Annotated in this window: 25 protein-coding genes and 1 pseudogene; 10 read left to right on the top strand and 16 right to left on the bottom strand. The window is 54.5% G+C overall.

Going from position 1 to position 20,217, the window contains the following annotated elements; translation table 11 throughout:
* Positions 1-7: 7 nt before the first annotated feature.
* A complete protein-coding gene (ghoS, locus tag ACJ8PE_RS14490; protein WP_033642868.1) occupies positions 8-307 on the bottom strand; it encodes a type V toxin-antitoxin system endoribonuclease antitoxin GhoS in 300 nt (99 codons plus the stop codon).
* 109 nt (positions 308-416) lie between these two features.
* Here ghoS and ACJ8PE_RS14485 point away from each other — a divergent pair, with 109 nt between their 5' ends.
* The 6 genes from ACJ8PE_RS14485 to ACJ8PE_RS14460 all read left to right on the top strand — a co-directional run bounded on the left by ACJ8PE_RS14485 (position 417) and on the right by ACJ8PE_RS14460 (position 8,070).
* Entirely contained in the window at positions 417-1,082 is a 666-nt protein-coding gene (locus ACJ8PE_RS14485; RefSeq protein WP_004931439.1) for a transglycosylase SLT domain-containing protein, read from the top strand.
* A 304-nt stretch (positions 1,083-1,386) separates the two neighbouring features.
* On the top strand, positions 1,387-2,112 hold the full coding sequence (locus tag ACJ8PE_RS14480; RefSeq protein WP_197792922.1) for a gluconate 2-dehydrogenase subunit 3 family protein: 726 nt from the start codon (positions 1,387-1,389) through the stop codon (positions 2,110-2,112).
* A 2-nt stretch (positions 2,113-2,114) separates the two neighbouring features.
* Entirely contained in the window at positions 2,115-3,896 is a 1,782-nt protein-coding gene (locus tag ACJ8PE_RS14475) for a GMC family oxidoreductase (protein ID WP_004931432.1), read from the top strand.
* Between the two features lie 12 nt (positions 3,897-3,908).
* Positions 3,909-5,246, top strand: a complete 1,338-nt coding sequence (locus ACJ8PE_RS14470) for a c-type cytochrome (protein WP_197760028.1) — start codon at positions 3,909-3,911, stop codon at positions 5,244-5,246.
* A 256-nt stretch (positions 5,247-5,502) separates the two neighbouring features.
* Entirely contained in the window at positions 5,503-6,786 is a 1,284-nt protein-coding gene (locus ACJ8PE_RS14465; RefSeq protein ID WP_089191618.1) for an HAAAP family serine/threonine permease, read from the top strand.
* 150 nt (positions 6,787-6,936) lie between these two features.
* Positions 6,937-8,070 (top strand): ABC transporter substrate-binding protein, encoded by a 1,134-nt coding sequence (locus tag ACJ8PE_RS14460; RefSeq protein WP_072627712.1) that lies wholly within the window; start codon positions 6,937-6,939, stop codon positions 8,068-8,070.
* Between the two features lie 36 nt (positions 8,071-8,106).
* Here the strand turns inward: ACJ8PE_RS14460 and ACJ8PE_RS14455 are convergent, their stop codons facing one another.
* Both ACJ8PE_RS14455 and ACJ8PE_RS14450 read right to left on the bottom strand, forming a co-directional pair.
* The gene (locus ACJ8PE_RS14455; RefSeq protein ID WP_033652461.1) at positions 8,107-8,796 is read right to left on the bottom strand and encodes a MarC family NAAT transporter; all 690 of its coding nucleotides are present in this window, start codon (positions 8,794-8,796) and stop codon (positions 8,107-8,109) included.
* Positions 8,797-8,903: 107 nt separating this feature from the next.
* Positions 8,904-9,131, bottom strand: coding sequence for a hypothetical protein (locus ACJ8PE_RS14450; protein WP_197760065.1), 228 nt, complete (start codon positions 9,129-9,131; stop codon positions 8,904-8,906).
* A 223-nt stretch (positions 9,132-9,354) separates the two neighbouring features.
* Between ACJ8PE_RS14450 and ACJ8PE_RS14445 the strand changes: the two genes are divergently transcribed.
* The 3 genes from ACJ8PE_RS14445 (at position 9,355) to ACJ8PE_RS14435 (ending at position 12,819) form a co-directional block, all read left to right on the top strand.
* Positions 9,355-10,404, top strand: a complete 1,050-nt coding sequence (locus ACJ8PE_RS14445) for a YrzE family protein (RefSeq protein WP_033642876.1) — start codon at positions 9,355-9,357, stop codon at positions 10,402-10,404.
* 239 nt (positions 10,405-10,643) lie between these two features.
* Positions 10,644-11,267 (top strand): hypothetical protein, encoded by a 624-nt coding sequence (locus ACJ8PE_RS14440; RefSeq protein WP_047026212.1) that lies wholly within the window; start codon positions 10,644-10,646, stop codon positions 11,265-11,267.
* 349 nt (positions 11,268-11,616) lie between these two features.
* Positions 11,617-12,819, top strand: coding sequence for a tyrosine-type recombinase/integrase (locus ACJ8PE_RS14435; RefSeq protein WP_216701410.1), 1,203 nt, complete (start codon positions 11,617-11,619; stop codon positions 12,817-12,819).
* A 215-nt stretch (positions 12,820-13,034) separates the two neighbouring features.
* Here the strand turns inward: ACJ8PE_RS14435 and ACJ8PE_RS14430 are convergent, their stop codons facing one another.
* Positions 13,035-13,277, bottom strand: a complete 243-nt coding sequence (locus tag ACJ8PE_RS14430) for a hypothetical protein (protein WP_072010254.1) — start codon at positions 13,275-13,277, stop codon at positions 13,035-13,037.
* Positions 13,214-13,513 (bottom strand): annotated as a pseudogene (locus ACJ8PE_RS14425) (MT-A70 family methyltransferase); the annotation flags it as partial. The pseudogene ACJ8PE_RS14425 and the gene ACJ8PE_RS14430, both read right to left, overlap by 64 nt.
* A 182-nt stretch (positions 13,514-13,695) precedes the next feature.
* Here ACJ8PE_RS14425 and ACJ8PE_RS14420 point away from each other — a divergent pair.
* On the top strand, positions 13,696-14,484 hold the full coding sequence (locus tag ACJ8PE_RS14420; protein ID WP_442536796.1) for a hypothetical protein: 789 nt from the start codon (positions 13,696-13,698) through the stop codon (positions 14,482-14,484).
* Here the strand turns inward: ACJ8PE_RS14420 and ACJ8PE_RS14415 are convergent.
* From ACJ8PE_RS14415 to ACJ8PE_RS14365, 11 genes are all read right to left on the bottom strand, one after another.
* Complete coding sequence (locus ACJ8PE_RS14415; RefSeq protein ID WP_442536795.1) at positions 14,463-14,684, bottom strand: 3'-5' exonuclease; 222 nt, start codon at positions 14,682-14,684, stop codon at positions 14,463-14,465. The two genes, ACJ8PE_RS14420 and ACJ8PE_RS14415, sit on opposite strands and share 22 nt — an antisense overlap.
* Positions 14,596-14,781: a 3'-5' exoribonuclease domain-containing protein gene (locus ACJ8PE_RS14410; RefSeq protein WP_442536794.1), complete on the bottom strand. Its 186-nt coding sequence runs from the start codon at positions 14,779-14,781 to the stop codon at positions 14,596-14,598. The genes ACJ8PE_RS14415 and ACJ8PE_RS14410 overlap by 89 nt, the downstream gene beginning before the upstream one ends.
* A gap of 94 nt (positions 14,782-14,875) precedes the next feature.
* Complete coding sequence (locus tag ACJ8PE_RS14405) at positions 14,876-15,151, bottom strand: hypothetical protein (RefSeq protein WP_442536793.1); 276 nt, start codon at positions 15,149-15,151, stop codon at positions 14,876-14,878.
* A 114-nt stretch (positions 15,152-15,265) separates the two neighbouring features.
* Positions 15,266-16,162 carry a DNA cytosine methyltransferase gene (locus tag ACJ8PE_RS14400; RefSeq protein ID WP_216701413.1) on the bottom strand — a complete coding sequence of 299 codons (897 nt, stop codon included), beginning with the start codon at positions 16,160-16,162 and terminating at the stop codon, positions 15,266-15,268.
* 283 nt (positions 16,163-16,445) lie between these two features.
* Complete coding sequence (locus ACJ8PE_RS14395) at positions 16,446-16,961, bottom strand: hypothetical protein (RefSeq protein ID WP_216701414.1); 516 nt, start codon at positions 16,959-16,961, stop codon at positions 16,446-16,448.
* Positions 16,945-17,784, bottom strand: a complete 840-nt coding sequence (locus ACJ8PE_RS14390; protein WP_216701415.1) for a ParB/RepB/Spo0J family partition protein — start codon at positions 17,782-17,784, stop codon at positions 16,945-16,947. The genes ACJ8PE_RS14395 and ACJ8PE_RS14390 overlap by 17 nt, the downstream gene beginning before the upstream one ends.
* A 3-nt stretch (positions 17,785-17,787) precedes the next feature.
* Positions 17,788-17,931 carry a hypothetical protein gene (locus tag ACJ8PE_RS14385; protein ID WP_216701416.1) on the bottom strand — a complete coding sequence of 48 codons (144 nt, stop codon included), beginning with the start codon at positions 17,929-17,931 and terminating at the stop codon, positions 17,788-17,790.
* Positions 17,925-18,137, bottom strand: coding sequence for a hypothetical protein (locus ACJ8PE_RS14380; protein ID WP_442536792.1), 213 nt, complete (start codon positions 18,135-18,137; stop codon positions 17,925-17,927). The genes ACJ8PE_RS14385 and ACJ8PE_RS14380 overlap by 7 nt, the downstream gene beginning before the upstream one ends.
* 484 nt (positions 18,138-18,621) lie before the next feature.
* Positions 18,622-18,777 carry a hypothetical protein gene (locus tag ACJ8PE_RS14375; RefSeq protein WP_166729840.1) on the bottom strand — a complete coding sequence of 52 codons (156 nt, stop codon included), beginning with the start codon at positions 18,775-18,777 and terminating at the stop codon, positions 18,622-18,624.
* A 17-nt stretch (positions 18,778-18,794) separates the two neighbouring features.
* Positions 18,795-19,040, bottom strand: coding sequence for a hypothetical protein (locus ACJ8PE_RS14370; RefSeq protein ID WP_139375488.1), 246 nt, complete (start codon positions 19,038-19,040; stop codon positions 18,795-18,797).
* 402 nt (positions 19,041-19,442) lie between these two features.
* Positions 19,443-20,216: a S24 family peptidase gene (locus ACJ8PE_RS14365; protein WP_442536791.1), complete on the bottom strand. Its 774-nt coding sequence runs from the start codon at positions 20,214-20,216 to the stop codon at positions 19,443-19,445.
* Position 20,217 lies beyond the last annotated feature (1 nt).

Genomic DNA, 20,217 nt, shown 5'->3' with positions numbered 1-20,217 from the left:
TAGCATTTTATGTATCAGTATGTAACCGCTGAAGGTAGTCCTTACAGGTGCAGATCGCCACCTCCGGCTGTTTTCCCAACGCCAACTGCCCGAACCCCTGCGCCAGTCGCTGCACATCCTCTTGATCCAGAACGGTTATGAACGCAAAACTGTTGCTGCCGAGCTCATGATGAACGCCATTTTCGTCTGTCACCGACGTGACAAAACCTTCACGGGTCAATTGCCCGGTCAGCTTGGCCAGGTCAGTCAGTCCCGCTTCCTGATAGCGAAAAGTCACCACAAAGCAGCTTGTTGCAGATTGACTCATAAATCACCTCTTGGTATATGGATAGCTTGAGATTAGTCCAAAAAATTACTGCAGGTGTCCTTACAAGTTGTATATGCTACGCAACTCATTGAAAGGAGTGAGGGATTCTGTGAAAACAAAAATAGGTTGCCTTACGGCAATTTTGCTTTTGTCGGGGTGCGCCAAAGACCCGCAAACGGCGAGCAATATTTCAGGCAGTGGCACAACGCGCGGCGGTTGGTTAAAACCCCCTCCGCAGGCACCGGTAAACCGCACAGGCACCCCGGTTGCTTATAACGATTACATTCGTCAGGCCGCCAGCAACTACGGCGTCGACGAAACGCTGATTAAAGCGATTATTCAGGTGGAGTCCGGGTTTAACCCGAACGTGGTCAGCACCTCGAACGCAGTGGGATTGATGCAGCTGAAGGCTTCTACCGCCGGCCGCGACGCCTATCGCATGAAAGGACGAAGCGGGCAACCCAGCTCGCGTGAGCTGAAGGATCCGGCGGTCAATATTGATCTGGGAACGGCCTATATCAATATTCTTCAAAGCCAGCAGCTAGCCGGGATCAATAACCCACAGACTTTGCGTTACGCCACCATCGTTTCGTATGTGAACGGGGCGGGCGCCATGTTGCGCACTTTCTCCTCGGACAAGCGCGTGGCGGTTAATCGCATCAATCAGATGAGTCCGGATGAGTTTTATCAGCACATCCAGAAAAAGCACCCGGCACCGCAGGCGCCGCGCTATTTATGGAAAGTGACCACCGCTTATCAGGCGATGTCGCAGTAATCCCATCCTTTGAATCGGCCGCTGAACGCGGCCGATTTTGTTTTCGGCGTCGGTTTTTAGCGCGACCCGCCTCTCATTTTTCGTTATTTCCTCATCGCTTATCAGAAAAACCGCACAAAAAGTTAAATTTACGTTAGCAGATAAATCTTTACGTTCATTCAATAAGTTACCGGTAACATTTTTGCTTTTGCTCGCATTCTGACCTTCAATAAATAAACAAATAAGTAACAAATTATTTTAAAAACCCGTATCGATCGCAAGGTTGCGGTTAAATAGTTGTGACTATCTTTGGATGGAATGTGACATGTCGAATCATAAAACCAACAATTCGCGGCGCGATTTCTTGTTGAAATCGATGACCTTAATTCCTGCAGCGGTAATTGGTGGCAGCGGCGTTGGCGCGCTGACGGCCCCAGCACCAGCGGTCGCTGCCTCGAACACTTCAACGCAGGACGATTACCAACCGACCTTTTTCACCCCGGAAGAGTGGGCCTTCATCAAGGCTGCCGTCGCGCGCCTGATCCCGGCCGACGAACGCGGCCCTGGCGCGCTGGAAGCCGGCGTGCCGGAGTTTATCGATCGCCAGATGAACACGCCGTACGCCACCGGTTCCATCTGGTACATGCAGGGGCCGTTCAACCCCGATGTGCCGAAGGAGATGGGCTACCAGCTGCCGCTGGTGCCCAAGCAAATCTACAACCTCGGCATCCATGACGCCGACGCCTACAGCAAGAAAACCGCCGGCAAACCCTTCGCCGAACTGGATGGCGCGCATCAAGACGCCCTGCTGCAAAAGTTCGAGTCCGGCGAGGCGGAGTTCCAGCAACTGCCGTCGAAACTGTTCTTCTCCTATCTGCTGCAAAACACCCGTGAAGGTTTCTTCAGCGATCCGATCCATGGCGGCAACAAAGACATGGTTGGCTGGAAGCTGATTAATTTTCCGGGCGCGCGCGCCGATTTTATGGACTGGGTTGAGCGAGGGGAGCGTTATCCCTTCCCGCCGGTCTCGATTCGTGGGGAGAGGGGCTAACCATGGCAACGGTAATGAAAAAAGTAGACGCGGTGATCGTCGGCTTCGGCTGGGTGGGCGCGATCATGGCCAAAGAGCTGACCGAGGCCGGCCTCAACGTGGTGGCGCTGGAGCGCGGCCCGATGCGCGACACCTACCCGGACGGGTCTTATCCGCAGGTGATCGACGAGCTGACCTATAACATTCGACGCAAGCTGTTCCAGGATCTGTCGAAAAGCACCGTCACCATTCGCCACAACAGCAGCCAGACCGCGGTGCCTTACCGCCAGCTGGCGGCGTTCCTGCCGGGCACCGGCGTCGGCGGCGCCGGTCTGCACTGGTCGGGCGTACATTTCCGCGTCGATCCGATCGAACTGCGCATGCGCAGCCATTATGAAGAACGCTACGGCAAAAACTTCATTCCGAAGGACATGACCATCCAGGACTTCGGCGTGACCTACGACGAGCTGGAACCGTTCTTCGACAAAGCGGAGAAAGTGTTCGGCACTTCCGGCACCGCCTGGACCATCAAAGGGCAGAAAGTGGCGCAGAAGGGCGGTAACCGCTTTGCGCCGGATCGCTCCGACGACTTCCCGCTGCCGGCGCAGAAAAACACCTACTCCGCCCAGCTGTTCGAAAAAGCGGCGCTGGAGGTGGGTTATCACCCTTACAACCTGCCGTCCGCCAACACCTCGGACTCTTACACCAACCCGTACGGCGCGCAGATGGGCCCGTGCAACTTCTGCGGTTTCTGCAGCGGCTACGCCTGCTATATGTATTCCAAAGCCTCGCCGAACGTCAACATCTTGCCGGCGCTGCGCATGGAGAAACGCTTCGAGCTGCGCACTAACGCCAACGTGCTGAAGGTCAACCTGACCGATGACAAGTCCCGCGCCACCGGCGTGAACTACGTCGATGCGCAGGGCCGTGAGATTGAACAGCCGGCCGACCTGGTGATCCTGGGCGCGTTCCAGTTCCACAACGTGCACCTGATGCTGCTGTCCGGCATCGGCAAGCCTTACGATCCGGTAACCGGCGAAGGCGTGGTCGGGCGCAACTTCGCCTACCAGAACATGACCACCATCAAGGCGTTCTTTGATAAAGACGTCTTTACCAACCCGTTCATCGGCGCCGGCGGCAACGGCGTGGGCGTGGATGACTTCAACGCCGACAACTTCGATCACGCCAAAGAAGGCTTTGTCGGCGGTTCGCCGTTCTGGGTCAACCAGGCGGGCACCAAGCCGATCTCCGGCCTGCCAACCCCACCGGGTACCCCGGCCTGGGGCAGCAAGTGGAAAGCGGCGGTAGCGGATGCCTACACCCACCACGTCTCGATGGACGCCCACGGCGCGCACCAGTCGTACCGCAACAACTATCTGGATCTCGATCCCAACTACAAGAACGTGTTCGGCCAGCCGCTGCTGCGCATGACGTTCGACTGGCAGGAAAACGACATCAAGATGGCGCAGTTCATGTACGACAAGATGGCGCCGATCGCCAAAGCGATGAACCCGAAACTGATCGCCGGCAGCCCGAAAAACGCCAACAGCCACTTCGATACCACCAGCTACCAGACCACCCACATGAACGGCGGTGCGGTGATGGGGGAAGATCCGAAGACCAGCGCGGTCAACCGCTATCTGCAGAGCTGGGATGTGCACAACGTGTTCTCGATCGGCGCATCTGCCTTCCCGCAAGGGCTGGGCTACAACCCGACCGGCACCGTGGCGGCGCTGGCTTATTGGTCTGCCCGCGCCATTCGCGAGCAGTATCTGAAAAACCCAGGCCCATTGGTGCAGGCATAAGGACGGCGAACGATGAAAGCATTTGTACCGGCACTGGTTCTCAGTGCAGTGAGTTTCTCCGTTTGGGCGCAGGACGCCACCGTCAGCAGCGAGCTGATCAAGCGCGGCGAGTACCTGGCGCGCGCCGGTGACTGCGTGGCCTGCCATACCGATGGCAAGAACGGCAAGACCTTCGCCGGCGGCCTGGCGATGGAGACGCCGATCGGCACCATCTATTCGACCAACATTACGCCGGACAAGAAAACCGGCATCGGCGATTACAGCTTCGAGGATTTCGACAACGCGGTGCGTAAGGGCGTAGCCAAAAACGGCAGCACCCTGTACCCGGCGATGCCGTACCCGTCGTTCGCGCTGGTGAAAGAGGACGACATCCGCGCCATGTATGCCTATTTTATGCACGGCGTGCAGCCGGTGGAGCAGGCCAACAAGGACTCCGACATCCCGTGGCCGCTGTCGATGCGCTGGCCGCTGAGCATCTGGCGCGGCATGTTTGCGCCGTCGCCGGCGGATTTTGTCGCCGACGCCAAGGCCGATCCGGTGATTGAGCGCGGTCGCTACCTGGTGGAAGGCCTGGGCCACTGCGGCGCCTGCCATACCCCGCGCAGCATCACCATGCAGGAGAAAGCGTTGAGCAACAGCGAAAGCGACGACTACCTGTCCGGGAGCAACGCGCCGATTGACGGGTGGGTGGCTTCCAGCCTGCGCGGCGACCGCAAGGACGGCCTGGGAAGCTGGAGCGAAGCCGAGCTGACCGAGTTCCTGAAAACCGGCCGTAACGACAAAGCCATCGTGTTCGGCGGCATGAGCGACGTCGTGGAGCACAGCCTGCAATACCTGAGCGACGACGATCTGACCGCCATTGCGCGCTACCTGAAATCGTTGCCGCCGAAAGACGGCAAGCAGCAGGCGGCGCCGGTCGAAGACAGCGTGGCCAAGGATCTGTGGCGCGGGAATGACAGCAAGCCCGGTGCGGCCCTGTATGTCGATAACTGCGCGGCCTGCCACCGCACCGACGGCGTGGGCTACAAGCGCGCCTTCCCGTCGCTGAAGGGCAATCCGGTGGTGCAGACCGAGGACGCGACTTCGCTGATCCATATCGTGCTGACCGGCAACACCACGCCGGCGGTGCAGGGCGCGGTGTCCAACATCACCATGCCGCCGTTTGGCTGGCGTTTGAACGATCAGCAGGTGGCGGACGTGGTGAACTTCATCCGCTCCAGCTGGGGCAACAGCGCCAAACCGGTGAGCGCCTCCGACGTGGCCGACGTGCGTAAAGACCGCTCGATGATCCGCGATGAGAAGGAGATGGGCAGCGCCGAGGTGCCGGACCATCCGGACGCGAAGAAGTAAACCGTTTAAGGGCTCCGCAAGGGGCCCTTAGTTTTTCTGCCGCCGCCTGCTTTTTCAGCAGATTGTGTTCGCAAATCGTCCGTTCAGCCGATAAAACATAGACCCGCAGCGGATTTTTCATTATCCTTTGCCGTCCTTTCATCAGGCGTAAGTATGAAATATCGCTTTAATTCACTGATTATTATTAAAAAACTCGCGGAGAAGGATATCCCGTTAGGCGCAATCGTTGTCGCCGCAGATTAAGGTAGACTGTCTCATGAGTACGATTTCTCCCGATTCAGGCACGCTGACGGCCGCTCAGACTGCCAAATGGAACAAAACCGACACCGTCTGGATGTTCGGTCTCTATGCGACTGCGGTGGGCGCAGGTACGTTGTTCTTGCCGATCAACGCCGGCCTGAACGGCCCGCTGGTGCTGCTGTTGATGGCGCTGTTCGCTTTCCCGCTGACCTATTTGCCGCACCGCGCGCTCAGCCGCTTCGTGCTTTCCGGTTCCAGCCGCGACGGCAACATTCACGATGTGGTGGTGGAACACTTCGGCGTGCTGGCCGGCAAAATCATCATGGTGCTGTATCTGATGGCGTTCTTCCCGATCGTGCTGGTGTACAGCATTTCGATCACCAACGCGCTGGACAGCTTCCTGATCCATCAGTTTCACGTGGCGCCGCTGCCGCGCCTCTGGCTGAGCCTGGCCGTGGTGGTGGTGCTCAATCTGGTGCTGCTGCGCGGCAAAGACAGCATCGTGGCGGCGATGGGCATGCTGGTATTCCCACTGCTGGTATTCCTGATGGGCATTTCGCTCTATCTGATGCCGAGCTGGAATACCGCCAACTTCGTGCATGGCCTGGCCGCCACCCGCTTCGACACGCCGGGGTTGTGGCATTCGCTGTGGCTGGCCGTGCCGGTGATGGTATTTTCCTTCAGCCATGCGCCGATCATCTCTTCCTTCGCCTCGACCCAGAAGAGCCTGTACGGCGACAAGGCGGAACGCCGCTGCGCGCGCATCATGCGCTACAGCTATGTGCTGATCTGCGTTACCGTGCTGTTCTTCGTGTTCAGCTGCGTGCTGAGCCTGTCTCATGAAGACATGCTGCAGGCGAAAGAGCAGAACATCACGGTGCTGACCACGCTGGCCAACAAGTTCTCCAACCCGCTGATCGCCTACCTTGGCCCGGTGATGGCGATGCTGGCGATGGCCAAATCCTATCTCGGCACCTCGCTGGGGGTGACGGAAGGGGCGACCAGCCTGATCGACGGCGTCACGCGCGCGGTCGGCAAGCCGCTCAGCTCGCGCATGACGCACCGCATCTCGGCGGTGTCGCTGTTCCTGCTCACCTGGGCGGCTACGGTGTGGAACCCCAGCGCGCTGCATATCATCGAAACCATCAGCGGCCCGCTGATTGCGGCGATCCTGTTCATCCTGCCGATGTACGCCGTGCGTGCGGTGCCGGCCATGCGCCAATATCGCGCGGCGAGCAACGTCTTCGTGCTGGTGATGGGGCTGATCGCGCTCTCGGCGCTGATCTACGGCCTGATGTGATCCCCTGGGCGCGCCGCCTCCGGCGCGCCTTTTATCCTTCCTTTACACATCCCTTTGCAATTAATCGCCGGCATGCCGGGCGTTATCTTTGATAATGCAAGCAATTCTCATTAGTATTTCCTGAATGTATTCATGACTAAGGAGTCTTTCGTGCACCGTCGAATCACTTTGCCGGCGCTGGTTTGCGCCGCCTTACTCGCCTCTCCGGCGATGGCCACTACCTATCCGTTGACCCTGACCGACACCTCCGGCCAGACGGTCACCCTCCCGCAGGAGCCGAAACGCATCGTGGTGCAGGACGGGCGCGACATTCTCACGCTGGCGCTGCTCGATCGCGCCAACCCGTTCGGCCGGCTGGTGGCCTGGAATAACCTGCTGAAGAAAAGCGACGCGGCGACCTGGGAAATCTTGCAGAGCAAATGGCCGGCGGCGAAAAACATCATCGACATGGGATTCAGCGATAAAGGCGAAGTGAATCTGGAGAGCGTGATCGCCAAGCGCCCCGATCTGATGATCGCCCAACTGCGCTCCAAGCCTTCGCTGAGCCAAACCGGCGTGCTGGATAAGCTGAAGGCGCTGAACGTGCCGGTGCTGTTTATCGATACCATGCTCAAGCCGGTGGAAAACACGCCGAAAAGCGTGACGCTGTTGGGGGAAACCCTCAACCGTGAAAGCGAAGCCAAGCAATATACCGATTATTATCAGCAGCATTATCAGGCCATTCTGGCCAAAACGCAGGCGGTGGCACCCAAACCGTTGGTGTTCTTCGAAGCCAAGGCCGGCCTGAATGGCCTGGAATCCTGCTGCTTCACCCATGCGCACGTCGGCTGGGGCGCGTTGGTCGAAGCGGTCGGCGCGCGCAACATCGGTTCTGCGCTGCTGCCGGGCGCGACCGGCGACGTGGCGCTGGAAAAAGTGATCGCCATGAAACCGGATGCGTATATCGTTTCCGGCTCGCAGTGGGCAAGCAAGACCAACGCCGCGGTGCCGTTCGGCTATGGCGTGACGCAGCAGCAGGTGGATGAGGCCTTCAACCGCATGAAGCAGCGCCCGGGGTTCTCGCAGGTGTCGGCGGTGAAGGAAGGGCGGTTCTACGGCATCTACCATAACTTCTACAACCACCCGTACAACATCGTCGGGCTGGAGTATCTGGCGAAGTTTATCTATCCGGCGCAGTTCCCGGATTTGGATCCGGCCAAGACCTACAGCGAGATCCTCAGTCGCTTTACCGAAGTGCCGGAAGGCAAGGGCATTTTGGGCGCGCAGGCGCCGGCGGGGAAATAACGGCAACGGGCGCGATGTCGCGCCCGTTTTTCATGGTCAGGCGGCGGCCGGTGTATAGGTGGAGATGATCTCCAGCACGCCGTTGATGATGAACTGCACGCCCATGCACACCAGCAGGAAGCCCATCAGGCGCGAGATCGCTTCGATGCCGCTTTTCCCGACCAACCGCATGATGGCGCCGGAACTGAGCAGGCAGGCCCACAGGATCACCGCGACCGTCAGGAAGATGGCGACGGGTGCCACGGCCAACACCCAGGGTTCAAAGCCCAGCGAGTTCGCTTTGACGCTCGATGCCGAGCTGATGATCATCGCGATGGTGCCCGGCCCGGCGGTGCTCGGCATGGCCAGCGGCACGAAGGCGATGTTGGCCGACGTCTTGTGGCGCAGCTCGTGCGACTTGCTCTCCACCTCCGGCGCGTCTTCGGGGCTCTGCTGCGGGAACAGCATGCGAAAACCGATGAAGGCGACGATCAGGCCGCCGGCGATGCGCAGGCCGGGGATCGAAATGCCGAAGGTGTTCATCACCACCTGCCCGGCGTAAAACGCCACCGTCATGATGCAGAACACATAAACCGAGGCCATCAGCGACTGCTGATTACGCTCTTCGCGCGTCATATTGCCGGACAACCCGAGCAGCAACGCCACCGTGGTCAGCGGGTTGGCCAGCGGCAACAGCAGCACCAAACCCAGTCCGATGGCCTGGAATAACTGCAAAATACCCGTCATAAAATAGACTCCCTGTGCAACGTTCAAGCCGCCAAACGGCGGCCCATGAGCTGAACAGCCTAGCCTGCCGTACGCCTGGCGGCAATGGGGATAGCTCGTAACGTTAATTAACCGTCGGCCCGGGCGTTCAGCGTCGCCGGCCGGCGAAATTCGTCGGCGGGAGACTCATCGTCATCGCCGCACTCGCCGACGAGCTCAGGTTCATCCTCACACCCCAGCGGCGCCTCGTTGACCGCAATCGCGCGCGGCACCGAACGTGCGCCAAAATGCACCAGCCCATATAACGTCGCCAATGCTGCGCACGCCACGATGAGGGCTGCGAGTAACTGGTTCATGTTGTGCGCTAAGACCTTGTTCATTGGTGGATAGCGTAAGAATAGTGACGCCAAGGCGGTCTGTCAGCGTAGCGCCGCTGAAAGTAAACGCACTTCTGAAGTCATTATCATTAATTATTTTTAACTGTTTTCACCCTTTAACCGCCTGATTGATGAAGCGAGTCTATAATGGTAAGGCTTTCTGGCATTTCTTTATAATCGAAAACTTAAAAGGAGTTTTACTATGGAAGTGGCAAAAGAATGGGTAGCGGCGAAAAAAATCTCCTGGGGCAGCGTCATCGGCGGCGTGATCACCGTATTGGCTGTTTCACTGTTGCTGTCGACGTTAGGCACCAGTCTTGGATTCTCCATCGTGGATCCGACATCAGACGATCCGATAAACGGCGCCGGTACCACCGTAGTGATTTGGTCCGCTGTTTCAATCATTATTAGTTTGGCCGCCGGCGCTTTTATTGCCGGGCGTTTGGCTGCTAATGACGGACTTATTCATGGCTTCCTGGTATGGGCGACGTCACTGATTGTGGCGGCGGTGCTGGGTGGGATGCTGGTCGGGTCTGCCGTGAAGGCGACCGGCAATGCGCTGGGCGCTATCGCTTCGACCTCCGGCAGCTTGCTCTCCGGCGCCGGTTCAGCGATTGGCAAAGGGGCATCCGGATTGGCGGACGCCGGCGGTAAAGTGTTTGACAAGTTGGGCATTGACACAACCTTGGAACCTGAACAGCTGCAAGGCGATGTGGTTACGGCGCTTAAAAAAAGCGGTATCCCGTCATTGCAGCCTGAATTCATGCAACAGCAGTTGAATGCGGCCAAAACTGATTTGGCGGACGCAGTAAAAGCTCTGGCACTTCAGCCTGACAATAGCGACGCCATTATTAATCAACTGGTCGCCAAGCTTAAAAAACAGGGTGAGGCCATCTCGCAAGATGTGGATCAAGACGCCCTGAAAAAGGCCTTGGCGGAAAATACCGATATGACGCCGCAGGAAGTGGACCAGACGGTGAAGAATTTGGTCGAAGCCAAAAATAAAACTGCGCAGCTGGTTAATCAGCGTTTGGATGACGCCGAAGCAAAAATCAATCAGGCAAAACAGGAGTATGTGGAGCTGAAACAGAAGGCGCGCGAACAGGCTGCCGCTGCTGCGGACGAATTGTCGCGGGCCGCATTGTGGTCGTTCTTTGCGCTGTTGATTGGCGCAGTGGTCAGTGCGTTGGCCGGCTTGTGGGGCGTTAACACCAATGTCCGCCGTATCGCGGTATCACCTGCGCAGGCGTAATCTTCAGGCTCCTTTGCGCGTCTCGATGATATAGGGATGAGAGCCTGGAATACTGATGACGATGAAGTGACTGCCAGGAAAGACTGGCCTTACCCCGGCCCAGGTGCCGGGGTTTTTTATTGTTTCGGCGTAATTAATGACCACCTTTCGTGCGGCGCAGGGCATTAGGCATCAATTGCCACGATCCCTGAGAACAGGTGGATACCATAGATGCGCTGTAAATAATAATGAGTGTGATTATGAAACAAGAACTGCATATTTTACTGGGGAAAATCGGCGCATTCGCGCTTTCCGCCGCCTTCATGGCGGCATTGGTCGGCCTGGTGTTTATCGATGTGCACTGGCTGCATAACTTCGTGCATGAAACCTCGTTGACCGAAGCGGCGCAGGAGCTGTTGCTGCTCGCCATCTCCGGCGGTTTCTTCGCCGCGGCTCGGCGACAGGCCGAGCGTCGTTCCGCCTGGCTGCTGGTTGGCGGCTTCTTTCTCTGCATGCTGATCCGCGAGATGGACTTCGCTTTCGATGCGTTGTGGCACGGCGCCTGGGTGTGGTTCGCGCTGGCGGTCGCCTTGGCCTGTCTGTGGCATGCCGCAAGGCATATTGCGGCTACGGCGCGCGGCCTGGTCTATATCGTGTCGCACCCCGGCTACGGCATGATGTGCGCCGGCCTGCTGTGCATCCTGGTGTTTTCACGCCTGTTCGGCATGAGCGCGCTGTGGCAAACGCTGATGCTGGACGGTTACAACCGGGTGGTGAAAAACATGGTGGAAGAGGGATGCGAACTGCTGGGCTACGGCCTGTGCCTGCTGGCCACCCTTAGCTATCTGAAAGGCGTGTTTGCGCCGGATAGAGCGAAAGTGTGAGGGCGGCGGCGCTTTATTTATCCGGAACAATTTTAGTGATACTATTCGCTTAGCCGAATGCGGCTGAGAAGGTATGCGTTCCATTCTGTATACCCAGTGAGGTTTCAATCTGGCAATTGTGGGCGAGATCTGAAACCTGGCTGACCAAACCCAAAATCCAATTTTCGTACTGCATGTGATCTGTCGTGTAAGCAATGCTCGGCAGTTCACGTGATTTCATTCTGTTTCAAATTCCCCCATCAACTCACTGTGGTGCTTGAAAAAGCCATTGGCTAGTGATTCAATCCGTTTCATGTGATTTCAATCCAAGCCACTAAAATTGTGTACATACCTGTGTACATAATTGGAGATGTACACAGTGCTCACCGATGCCAAACTCCGCAAGCTTAATGGAAAACCCATCCCAAAACTGATCGAGATGCCTGACGGCGGCGGCCTGTCTATCCGTATAACCCCACTTGGGCTGATTGTCTTCCAGTACCGATACCGGTACGCAGGTAAGGCACGCCGCATGACGCTTGGAAGTTACGACGAAATTTCGCTCAAAGAAGCGCGCGATATGGTGCAAGAGGCCAAGCGCGTCTTGGCCGAAGGGAAAGACCCCATCACAGTGAAATCCATGACGCTGGAGGAGATCGCCGGCGCAGCCTCTGTGAAAGACTGTCTATCACATTGGACTGCCAGCGCTCAGGCTCAGCGCCTCGTGAAATTGCAGTATTGGGAGAGGGCATTTGAGCGGCATGTAATCCCATATGTCGGCGATATGATTGTGGATGAAATGCAGATATCTCACTGGCAGCCAGTTTTCAAAAGGATGAGAATGAATGGGGCGGAAACCTTTGCAGGGATCATGCTTTCAAAGCTAAAGCAGGTGTTTTCGTATTGCCTGAGAACGGAGAAGATTCGTGTTAATCCGATCGCCGCATTGAGAATTAGCGACGTTGGAAAACCTGTCGGCGTGGTTAAACGGTATTTCAGCGATGATGAAATAGGAGCTTTTTGGTTGGCTCTTGAAGGTTCCCGGATTGTTCACCAGAACAAGATCTTCATTAAATTGTTGCTGCTTACAGGGTGTCGGGGAGTTGAGCTAAGGAAGGCAAAGAAGGGCGAGTTTGATGTGAAAAACAGAACGTGGCGCGTTCCTGCGGAAAATTCAAAAACGCGCCAGCCGTTTGTGAGAGGACTATCAGGGGACGCCGCAAAGCTAATTGAGGAGGCTATGTCGCTATACCCGAACATATCGCAATTGTTCCCACCTGCGATTGTGCAGGGCGATCGCCCTATGTCAGCAGGTGTTCTATTGAACATGGCGGAACAGCTTAGGAATGAGATGGGAGTCCATGACTGGGCAATGCATGACCTACGACGTACAGCTAAAACTAAAATGAGCGAACTAGGGATTGAGCCCCACGTATCCGAAAAGGTGCTGGGGCATAAGCTCGGTGGTGTTCTGGCGGTATATGACCAGCATTCATATCTCAAAGAGCAGCAAAATGCGCTGGATATTTGGGCCGCTCATGTGGCGTCATGCGTTTCATCAATGAGGCCTTGAGCGCGGAAAAATCGTATAACGTCGCAATATCTATACTGCTCGCCGCCATGGATTGGATTGGTGCCAGGCGCTGGTTTCGGGAACGGTGTACCAGCCTTTTCCCACTGCTTTTTCCTGCGCCAAAAGGTGGTTCGTGATATACCGCCCAACTGCTGCTGTATACCTTCCCGGGTGATCAATACTGGCTGAATTGGCAGGTTGCTTTTAGTCATGGATTATCTCTCTGTAAAACGCCCATTAAGCATGCCGATCGTGTAGTTGAATCGCGGCAAAGAAATGCCGAGCAGTTCGACCTGTGCGAAATGCTTCATGATGATAGGGCGGGATAGGGTGTCGAAAGGGGTTTTCGGGTGTTGCTTAATCGCGGCGTGGAGTTCGTCGTTACAGCGTTTCGCTACTGATCTGAGTGCGTTTTGCTGAACGCTGCCGGCAGCAATTGCAGGCTGTTTACTGGGCATTGATTCCCCCAATGATCCCAGCCAGGCGCATCGCCACGGCTGAATAGTTCGATTCTTGACACGTCGCCATATAGCAACTCAAGACGCCGGCGGACTTCCCAGGGTTTCGCGCTGTGCTCGCCGAGACAGCTGAACACAACCTGTTTTACTGAGGCGCTGGCGCGCTCGATGCCCTGGCCGCGAACGGCGATCAACACGTCTTCGGAGTTGGCGCGAGTGTAGTTGCCGCCATTCAATATCCATTGATTAACTGCATTTTCTAAGTATGCTTAGGATAAGTACGAATTGGTTTAGGAAAACAGTGCTTACTTTGATAGTTATACAAAGTTTGCCGAGAAGAGATACCAGGTTTTTCATTACATCTTTCTCGGTGATTAAATGTATATCTTCCATATTTTCCTCTGACATTGGTTTTGATATGAAACTAGGAATAAAAAAAGAATTACCTGTTCTTGCGATTGTTACCGCTCTAGGATATTTGTCAGCATACATGTTTCAATTCGGAATGCTAACTTACTATGGAATACCATTTGAATTTATATCAGTTGATATCAACTCTATTCTATTTTCAATTATAATTATATCTTTTGTACTCGTTTTTGTCTTAATTCCTTTTTGTTTGCTAACTGCCTCAGCCGCATCTAGTGGTAATAAAAAAATCATAGGATTCCTTCCTGTTATTGGTATGGAACTTTTTCTTATTGGTGTTCTCTCTGTTTTTTCGGCTGAATATATAATCAAAGAAAAAGAACCTGTGGTTGGTTTTTTTTCTGTATTTTCCATAATTTACATGGCGTTTTTATTTATTGTTGTTGCTATTAATATCTTGGTTTTGTTTGTGAAAATGGTAGGTGGGTTTATGCCTGAAATATATAAATATGTTGCTATAATGGCGTACTCACCTGCAACGATGGCGGTTCCTTTTGTATGCGGAATGATGTATGCTAATTTGCATTCCGCTGTGTCATTTTATAAAGACACTGACTATTTTTTGGTTTTGGAAAATCCAAAGGGAATTATAGTTGCTAAATGTGATGATAAAAAAGGGATTTCTTACAAAAGATTAAGTTCTGATGATGTTGAGTTTGAAGTGAACTATAACAGACTTATAAACAAAAGTGTTGCTAACTGCATAAAGAAATGGGGCGTGGGTAGTAAAAACATGAACTCCTTCAATGATTACATCTACGGAAACAGTGAGCGCTGATAAATTGCGGAAACATACCTCACCTGGTGGATAGCATCGGCTAAGGCGTTGTGGCGTTCGCCGTTAATCGGCATATCACGCTTAGGAGCAAAGCCAACTACGCGACCAAGCTCAACGATAGTGCGTACGTCCCTGTCGTTGTACCACTTCCCACGGCAACGGAATGCATTCACGCTGGAAAGACTCACGCAGAATAACATTATCGAATACTGCGCCGTTTCCCCATACGCGCAGGTTACGAGGATTGGCGACATTGGCCCGGATAAACTTATTCAGGTCATATAACGCAGACAGCACCGACGACGCACTGTCAACAGATGGTTCCTATTCTCCAGACAATAAAAAACCCGCATATAGCGGGTGATGTTAAAAATAAAATGTATAAAAATAATTAGAAGTTGCTTTCACATGATGGACAAATACCACACCCACAGTACTCTTCAAAAACTGATTTAATAGTATCAGTCATTTCAATACGGTCTTCAAAAGGAACATCATTTGGGCTTTTAGTAAAAATTGAGTTTGCATATTTATAGGCTGCATCGATATCTTGGCCACCTTCGAACACTGCATCTTCATGTATTCTACAGTTTGTAAGAACACCAGTTCGCATTAAGATACCCATCGCCCATAACTCTTGTTCATCATGCAGGTTATTTATTGACATATTATCACCACCACAGTTAACCATAACAGGTCTTGAAGTATAACAACCGTGGGGATTATACAATATTACTTTAAACTTAACGTGTGATCTGTGATGGCTATGTTGTTATCGGGCTTAGCCATGCTGAATACCTCTCACTTGCCCCATATAGCGCAGCATCTCTGCACCAACCCACATGCCAACCTGAACGCTTACCCCGTTACCGATCTGTTTGTACGCTGCAGTATCGGATACGGGAAAGTTGAACCAGTCAGGAACGCCCTGCAGGCGCGCATACTCTCGTTTCGAATATGGCCGCACACCAAACGGGAAGCGCTTATCGACTACGAGACGCGTGCTCTTGTCTTTGGCGTAGTGGGCGACACATGTGGGCGCCAGATCACCCGCCGCCGGATCACTGATAATTGGCAGGTCGCGGTAGGCGCCGTTCATGCGTTTAGCGATAGCCGATGGCAGCGTGACTTGCGGGTCATCTTCCAGAATCGCTGATAGCGGGATGCGCGCTGAATTCTCCGGCGGGCGCACGGCGAAGGTGCGACGGGTACCGATGATGATCAGGCGGCTTCGCTTCTGTGGTAACCACGTCTCCGACTTGATCGGGCAGAACACCTGAATGAAGTAGTCCGGCATGCGCGTCATCGCTTCCATCACGACAGGAAACGCGCGCATCCCTGGTACGTTCTCGATCACGTAAAATTCGGGCTTTGCCAGTGCGAAATGGCGGAGGGCATGCAGGAACAAATCATCACCGGTGCGCACGCCGTGGATATCACCGATCGTCGAGTATTTCGTGCAGGGGTACGTAAACACCATCCCGTCGCAGGTATCCTGCTCGAAAACCAGTTCTTGGCTGATGTCGCATTGCTTAACATGGTCTCCGAGGTTGTGCCGGTAGGTTTTGCAGGCGTCGGCGTCCAGCTCGAACGCTTGATTTACCGTTAAGCCCGCCGCCATCAGACCGATATCCATCAGGCCGGCGCCGCAGAAGTATGAATTGACGGTTACGTTCATGGCTCCACCTCCCTAGCGCTGCCAATAGGCCATGTAGCGAACTCACCAGGCGGCAACTCTTCAGTCACATCCCGCTCAGCCCACGCCAGAAATTTCTCGCGGCTTAATGACGGGTAATGTCTGCCGATCGAAACTGATGGGCTGTCGTATTGCACGGTGGTAGCGCCGATATGCAGGATCGTTCTGTCGTTAACCAACCCCATAGCGTTGCGTGGTCGCTTGCCGCGATAGGTTCTACCTCTCTGAAGATTCAGTTCATTTGCTGGCATCACTGGGCGCTCTTTCATTTGGCATCCCGAAGCTTCTTAGCGAATGTTCGAGCCAGTCCCGCGTAAGCGCCTGGGGTGGTGTTGTCCGGCTTGACTGAGCATATAGCCATGGCGGTTTTGTGCAGTTCATCTGCAAACTTCTCCACTCCCTGCGCTTCGAAAGCTGCAATGGCGGAGTCAGTATCTGGTATGCCTCGCAGAACGCTGCACACGTCGTCAGTGGCACACAGGTCATCTTCACCACATCTTTCACAGAAGTGCGTTGAGTTTTTGTGGTCGTTAATCGCTCTAACGAGGCAGGCATTCTCCACAGCGAGCGCATTAACTCGATCAGTCAGCTCTTTGATGGTTTCAGCCATTGTCAGCTTTACCTGCAGCGTTTGGGTGTTGATCTGCTGGCTGGTGGCGAGTTCTGACACCAAAGCTTCATACTCGGAGAATTTAACGAACTCACCGTGCTCAGCTTCGCGTGCAAACGGCGCAAATCGCGCCGCGTGCATGACGTAATCAGGGTTATATCTCTGAACCATCGGGATTCTCCTTGCCGCTGGTGGAACGGTACTCATCGAGAATGGCGAGCACATCGAGCTGAGTGCCGGCGGGAAGGATGTAGGCGGTCTGGCCGTCGATTTCACGGACTTCGGCTTGTGCTAAGAGCGTGACGAGCTTGCGGGACTTTGGCGCGCTGAATTTTGGAGCGATAAAGGATTTTGTGACCTTTTTCTTGCCCGCGGCTTTGGCCTTTTCGACGTCGCCAGCCAGTACCTTGCCGGCTTGCTCGCCATGCTCTTTTACGCGTTCAACAGCGGCATCGACGGCAACGGCGCCATCTTTGACAAGAGTCTGAACATCGTGATTTGCCTGGGTGAGGGCAAGCAGCTTATCGACCGTGGCACGGCTTTTGCCGACTAGCGCGGCGATCTCATCTGGTGACAGGTTGAAGCCGGAGAGCTCTTTTACCACCTGTGATTGCTCGTATGGGGTAAGCGCCAACTGGCTATTGCTGTTCATGATGCGCGCTATGCGCTCCACGTCGCTACCAGTGAACGGTAGGATGGCTATCCACTCAACGGGCTTTCCCGCGTCACGGCAACGTAAATATGCGCGGTGCCGACGGTGGCCCTCAACAATCCAAACGCCGCCTTCATTGCGTGGGCGAACCTCAAGCGGAGGAACCGGCTTGCCTGATGACAGGTGATTGAATAGGTCATCATCAGCGGCCTGTGTGCGCTCGTCATCAATGCGCTTATTGAAGCCCTCCTGGACGTGAATATCAGCCAGCTTGATGAACATTCCGGAGTCAGTCCGCTTAAGCGTTCCGTTGTTCTTCATCTGCTTGAATGAGTTCGCCATGCATTAACTCCAGACCGCGCCGGCTGTCAGCAGGCACAGGGTAAAAATGAGTAGGTAGAAGAGGTGTTTACCGTGGTGGCGCTTAGGGGCAAAATCGCTCCCGGTCAGGTCGTACTTGTGCTGTATGCGGGCGTTGAGGCTTACCATGTTGGCCTCCTCTGCAGGGTGTGCAGGCGGCGCTGCAGTGTTCTGATGTTCTGGCGGACGACGTACACCGGCGCGCAGGTATCGGCGCAGACGAGGATTCGGATAGCCTTATATCTGCCGTCTTCGTAGCGCTGAATGCTAACTGCCTTTTTCTCTACGTCGCGCGTATGGCCGCAGTGCTCACAGCGTTGGGTAGTGGTTTGCATAACATGTCCTCTCAATGAAATTCACATGGGTAAAGGCGCTGCCTGAGTTGATGCACGCGCTCGGTTTCCCTACGGTTCCAGCACACTGGAGCAGGGCAGCGCCTTTACTGATGTGAAAAAAAGAGCCCCGGCGAGCGGGGCAAAGGATGTGACAAGGGAAGTGGTACTGAGCAGGCTTGTGATTTCTCACGCACCTGGTGGCGCATCGAACCGGGGCTTTATACTGTGTAGGTTAAAAGATGGACCGGAACGATACGCCACCAGATAGGTGAGGTATTGGGCTGACCACTCATGAGGTAGGATTCTTCACCGCTTCCTGAATTTAAGGAATCGGGCTAGTGGTCAGCCTAATACGCCGGAATTAACCGGCGAGATAAAAACCGAAACCAGACCAGCAGGCGGCGCATAAGACAAACACGCCAAGCCAGACGATTTGATTGAATGTCATGATTGCCTCAGTGCGCCCCGTAGGACGCGGTGGGTGTTAGCTGGCCAGCCACTCGTCATAGGTTTTCAGCGGCTTTCCGGTCATGAATTCATTGCCTTTACCGTCGTCAGCGCAGGCAAGGTAAATCTGATATTCGCTGTCGTTGTCGCCGCGGGCCTTGGTCTGCCAATTCGCGTTTTGTTCGAGTTGCATCGTGTAACCCTCCGCTGTTAATCGAAGCCGTAGGCGTTGCGCTGGAAATCATCAGCCGCCAACCCTTCGCAGAGTTGTTCTTCCGCCGCGCCGCGTGCAAACCAATGTGCCCATTCTGTGGCAGTCCGTGGCGGCAACGGGTTGCCGTTGTAGTCGTTGTAAACTACGTCGGCCTGCTCATTGCATTGTTCCAGCGTGTCCCGCAGTTGGCGTTCAGATACGTCTGCACCGTGCTGCTCATAAATCGACTTCAGTTGCTGCATAGAAATCTGCGTAGCCATCATGTAACCCTCTGCTGTAGTGGTTTTATGCCTACCGCCCCACACTGGCAGCGGCAGGGTAAATCCACTTCTTCCCTAAAGAACGTCTCCGGTCGATCCCTCTCGGGGCCGGGGAGTGATTGCATCGCTCACCCCTGGGCGTCTTACCTGTGTGGCTTCCTGCCGGTGACGTTGTTGCTGTCGATGAGCTGATTATTAGCTATCGGTTAATTTTGGTCAATAACCAATGGTTAATTTAGTTGTGATAAAGCGATAACCAAATGAACTAAAAGAAAATTTAGTTGTGATTTATTTCTCGTGAGGGGGGCGTTTTTGAAAGGTTTGGTGGTGAAAGGCACAAAAAAACCCGGCGCGTGGCCGGGTTTGATAGTTATTTGCGGGCTATTACCAGATGGTTGATGTCCAGAAAAGGCGGCCTATGACTTCAATTTTGTCCAGATCTACCTCTTCGGCAGGGTGCTCCACATCGTTAAAGCTTCTGATGCTAATGCGGTTAGGGCCGACACGGTAAAGTATTTTCAACCGCTTCCAGCCGTCCTGGTTTATTGCGTAGATCTTACCATCCACTATTTGCTTATCGTCAGTGTTTACCGCGACGGTGGAACCGTCTGGAATGTTTGGCTCCATGCTGTTACCGCGCGCAGGGAAGCAGAGCACTCCGGAACCATCTGTTCTTGCGCCTATGCGGCGCAGCGTGGCTTTGGAGAATCTCAATTTAAACCCGTTATAGTCTTCTTCGTTATAACTTCCGTCCCCAGCGGCGAGTTCAATATCTCGCAAAAACGGCACCTCCACCTCATCCGTAGGGAGAGGGGTACTACTATCCCAGGCGTCAACGCTTTCCCATTTTTCCTCGGGTGGAATGTTTGCTTCAGGGGTGGCTTTGCCTTGGGTATTCTCTTTCATCTCCCCGCGCCCATATTCAAGCCACTCAGGGCGAACATGAAGCCAGCGGCTCAATGCAAGAATGTTTACCGAGTCAGGAATAGCGGCGGCGTTCATCCACTTCCAGATCCCCGGTTCAGTTATGGAGATTCCCTGTTTAGCAAGGGCGTCTTTCATTCGTTTTGGAAGCCCACGGCCACCCACGCCAGCTTCAAGACAAGCAGCGCGCAAGCGTTCAGTGAATTTCTCTTTCAGTTCATCTTTTTTAACCATG

The organism is Serratia sp. CY74737, assembly GCF_052166775.1.
GTDB classification, from domain to species: domain Bacteria; phylum Pseudomonadota; class Gammaproteobacteria; order Enterobacterales; family Enterobacteriaceae; genus Serratia; species Serratia ureilytica.
This window is presented reverse-complemented; position numbering and strand designations above follow the sequence as displayed.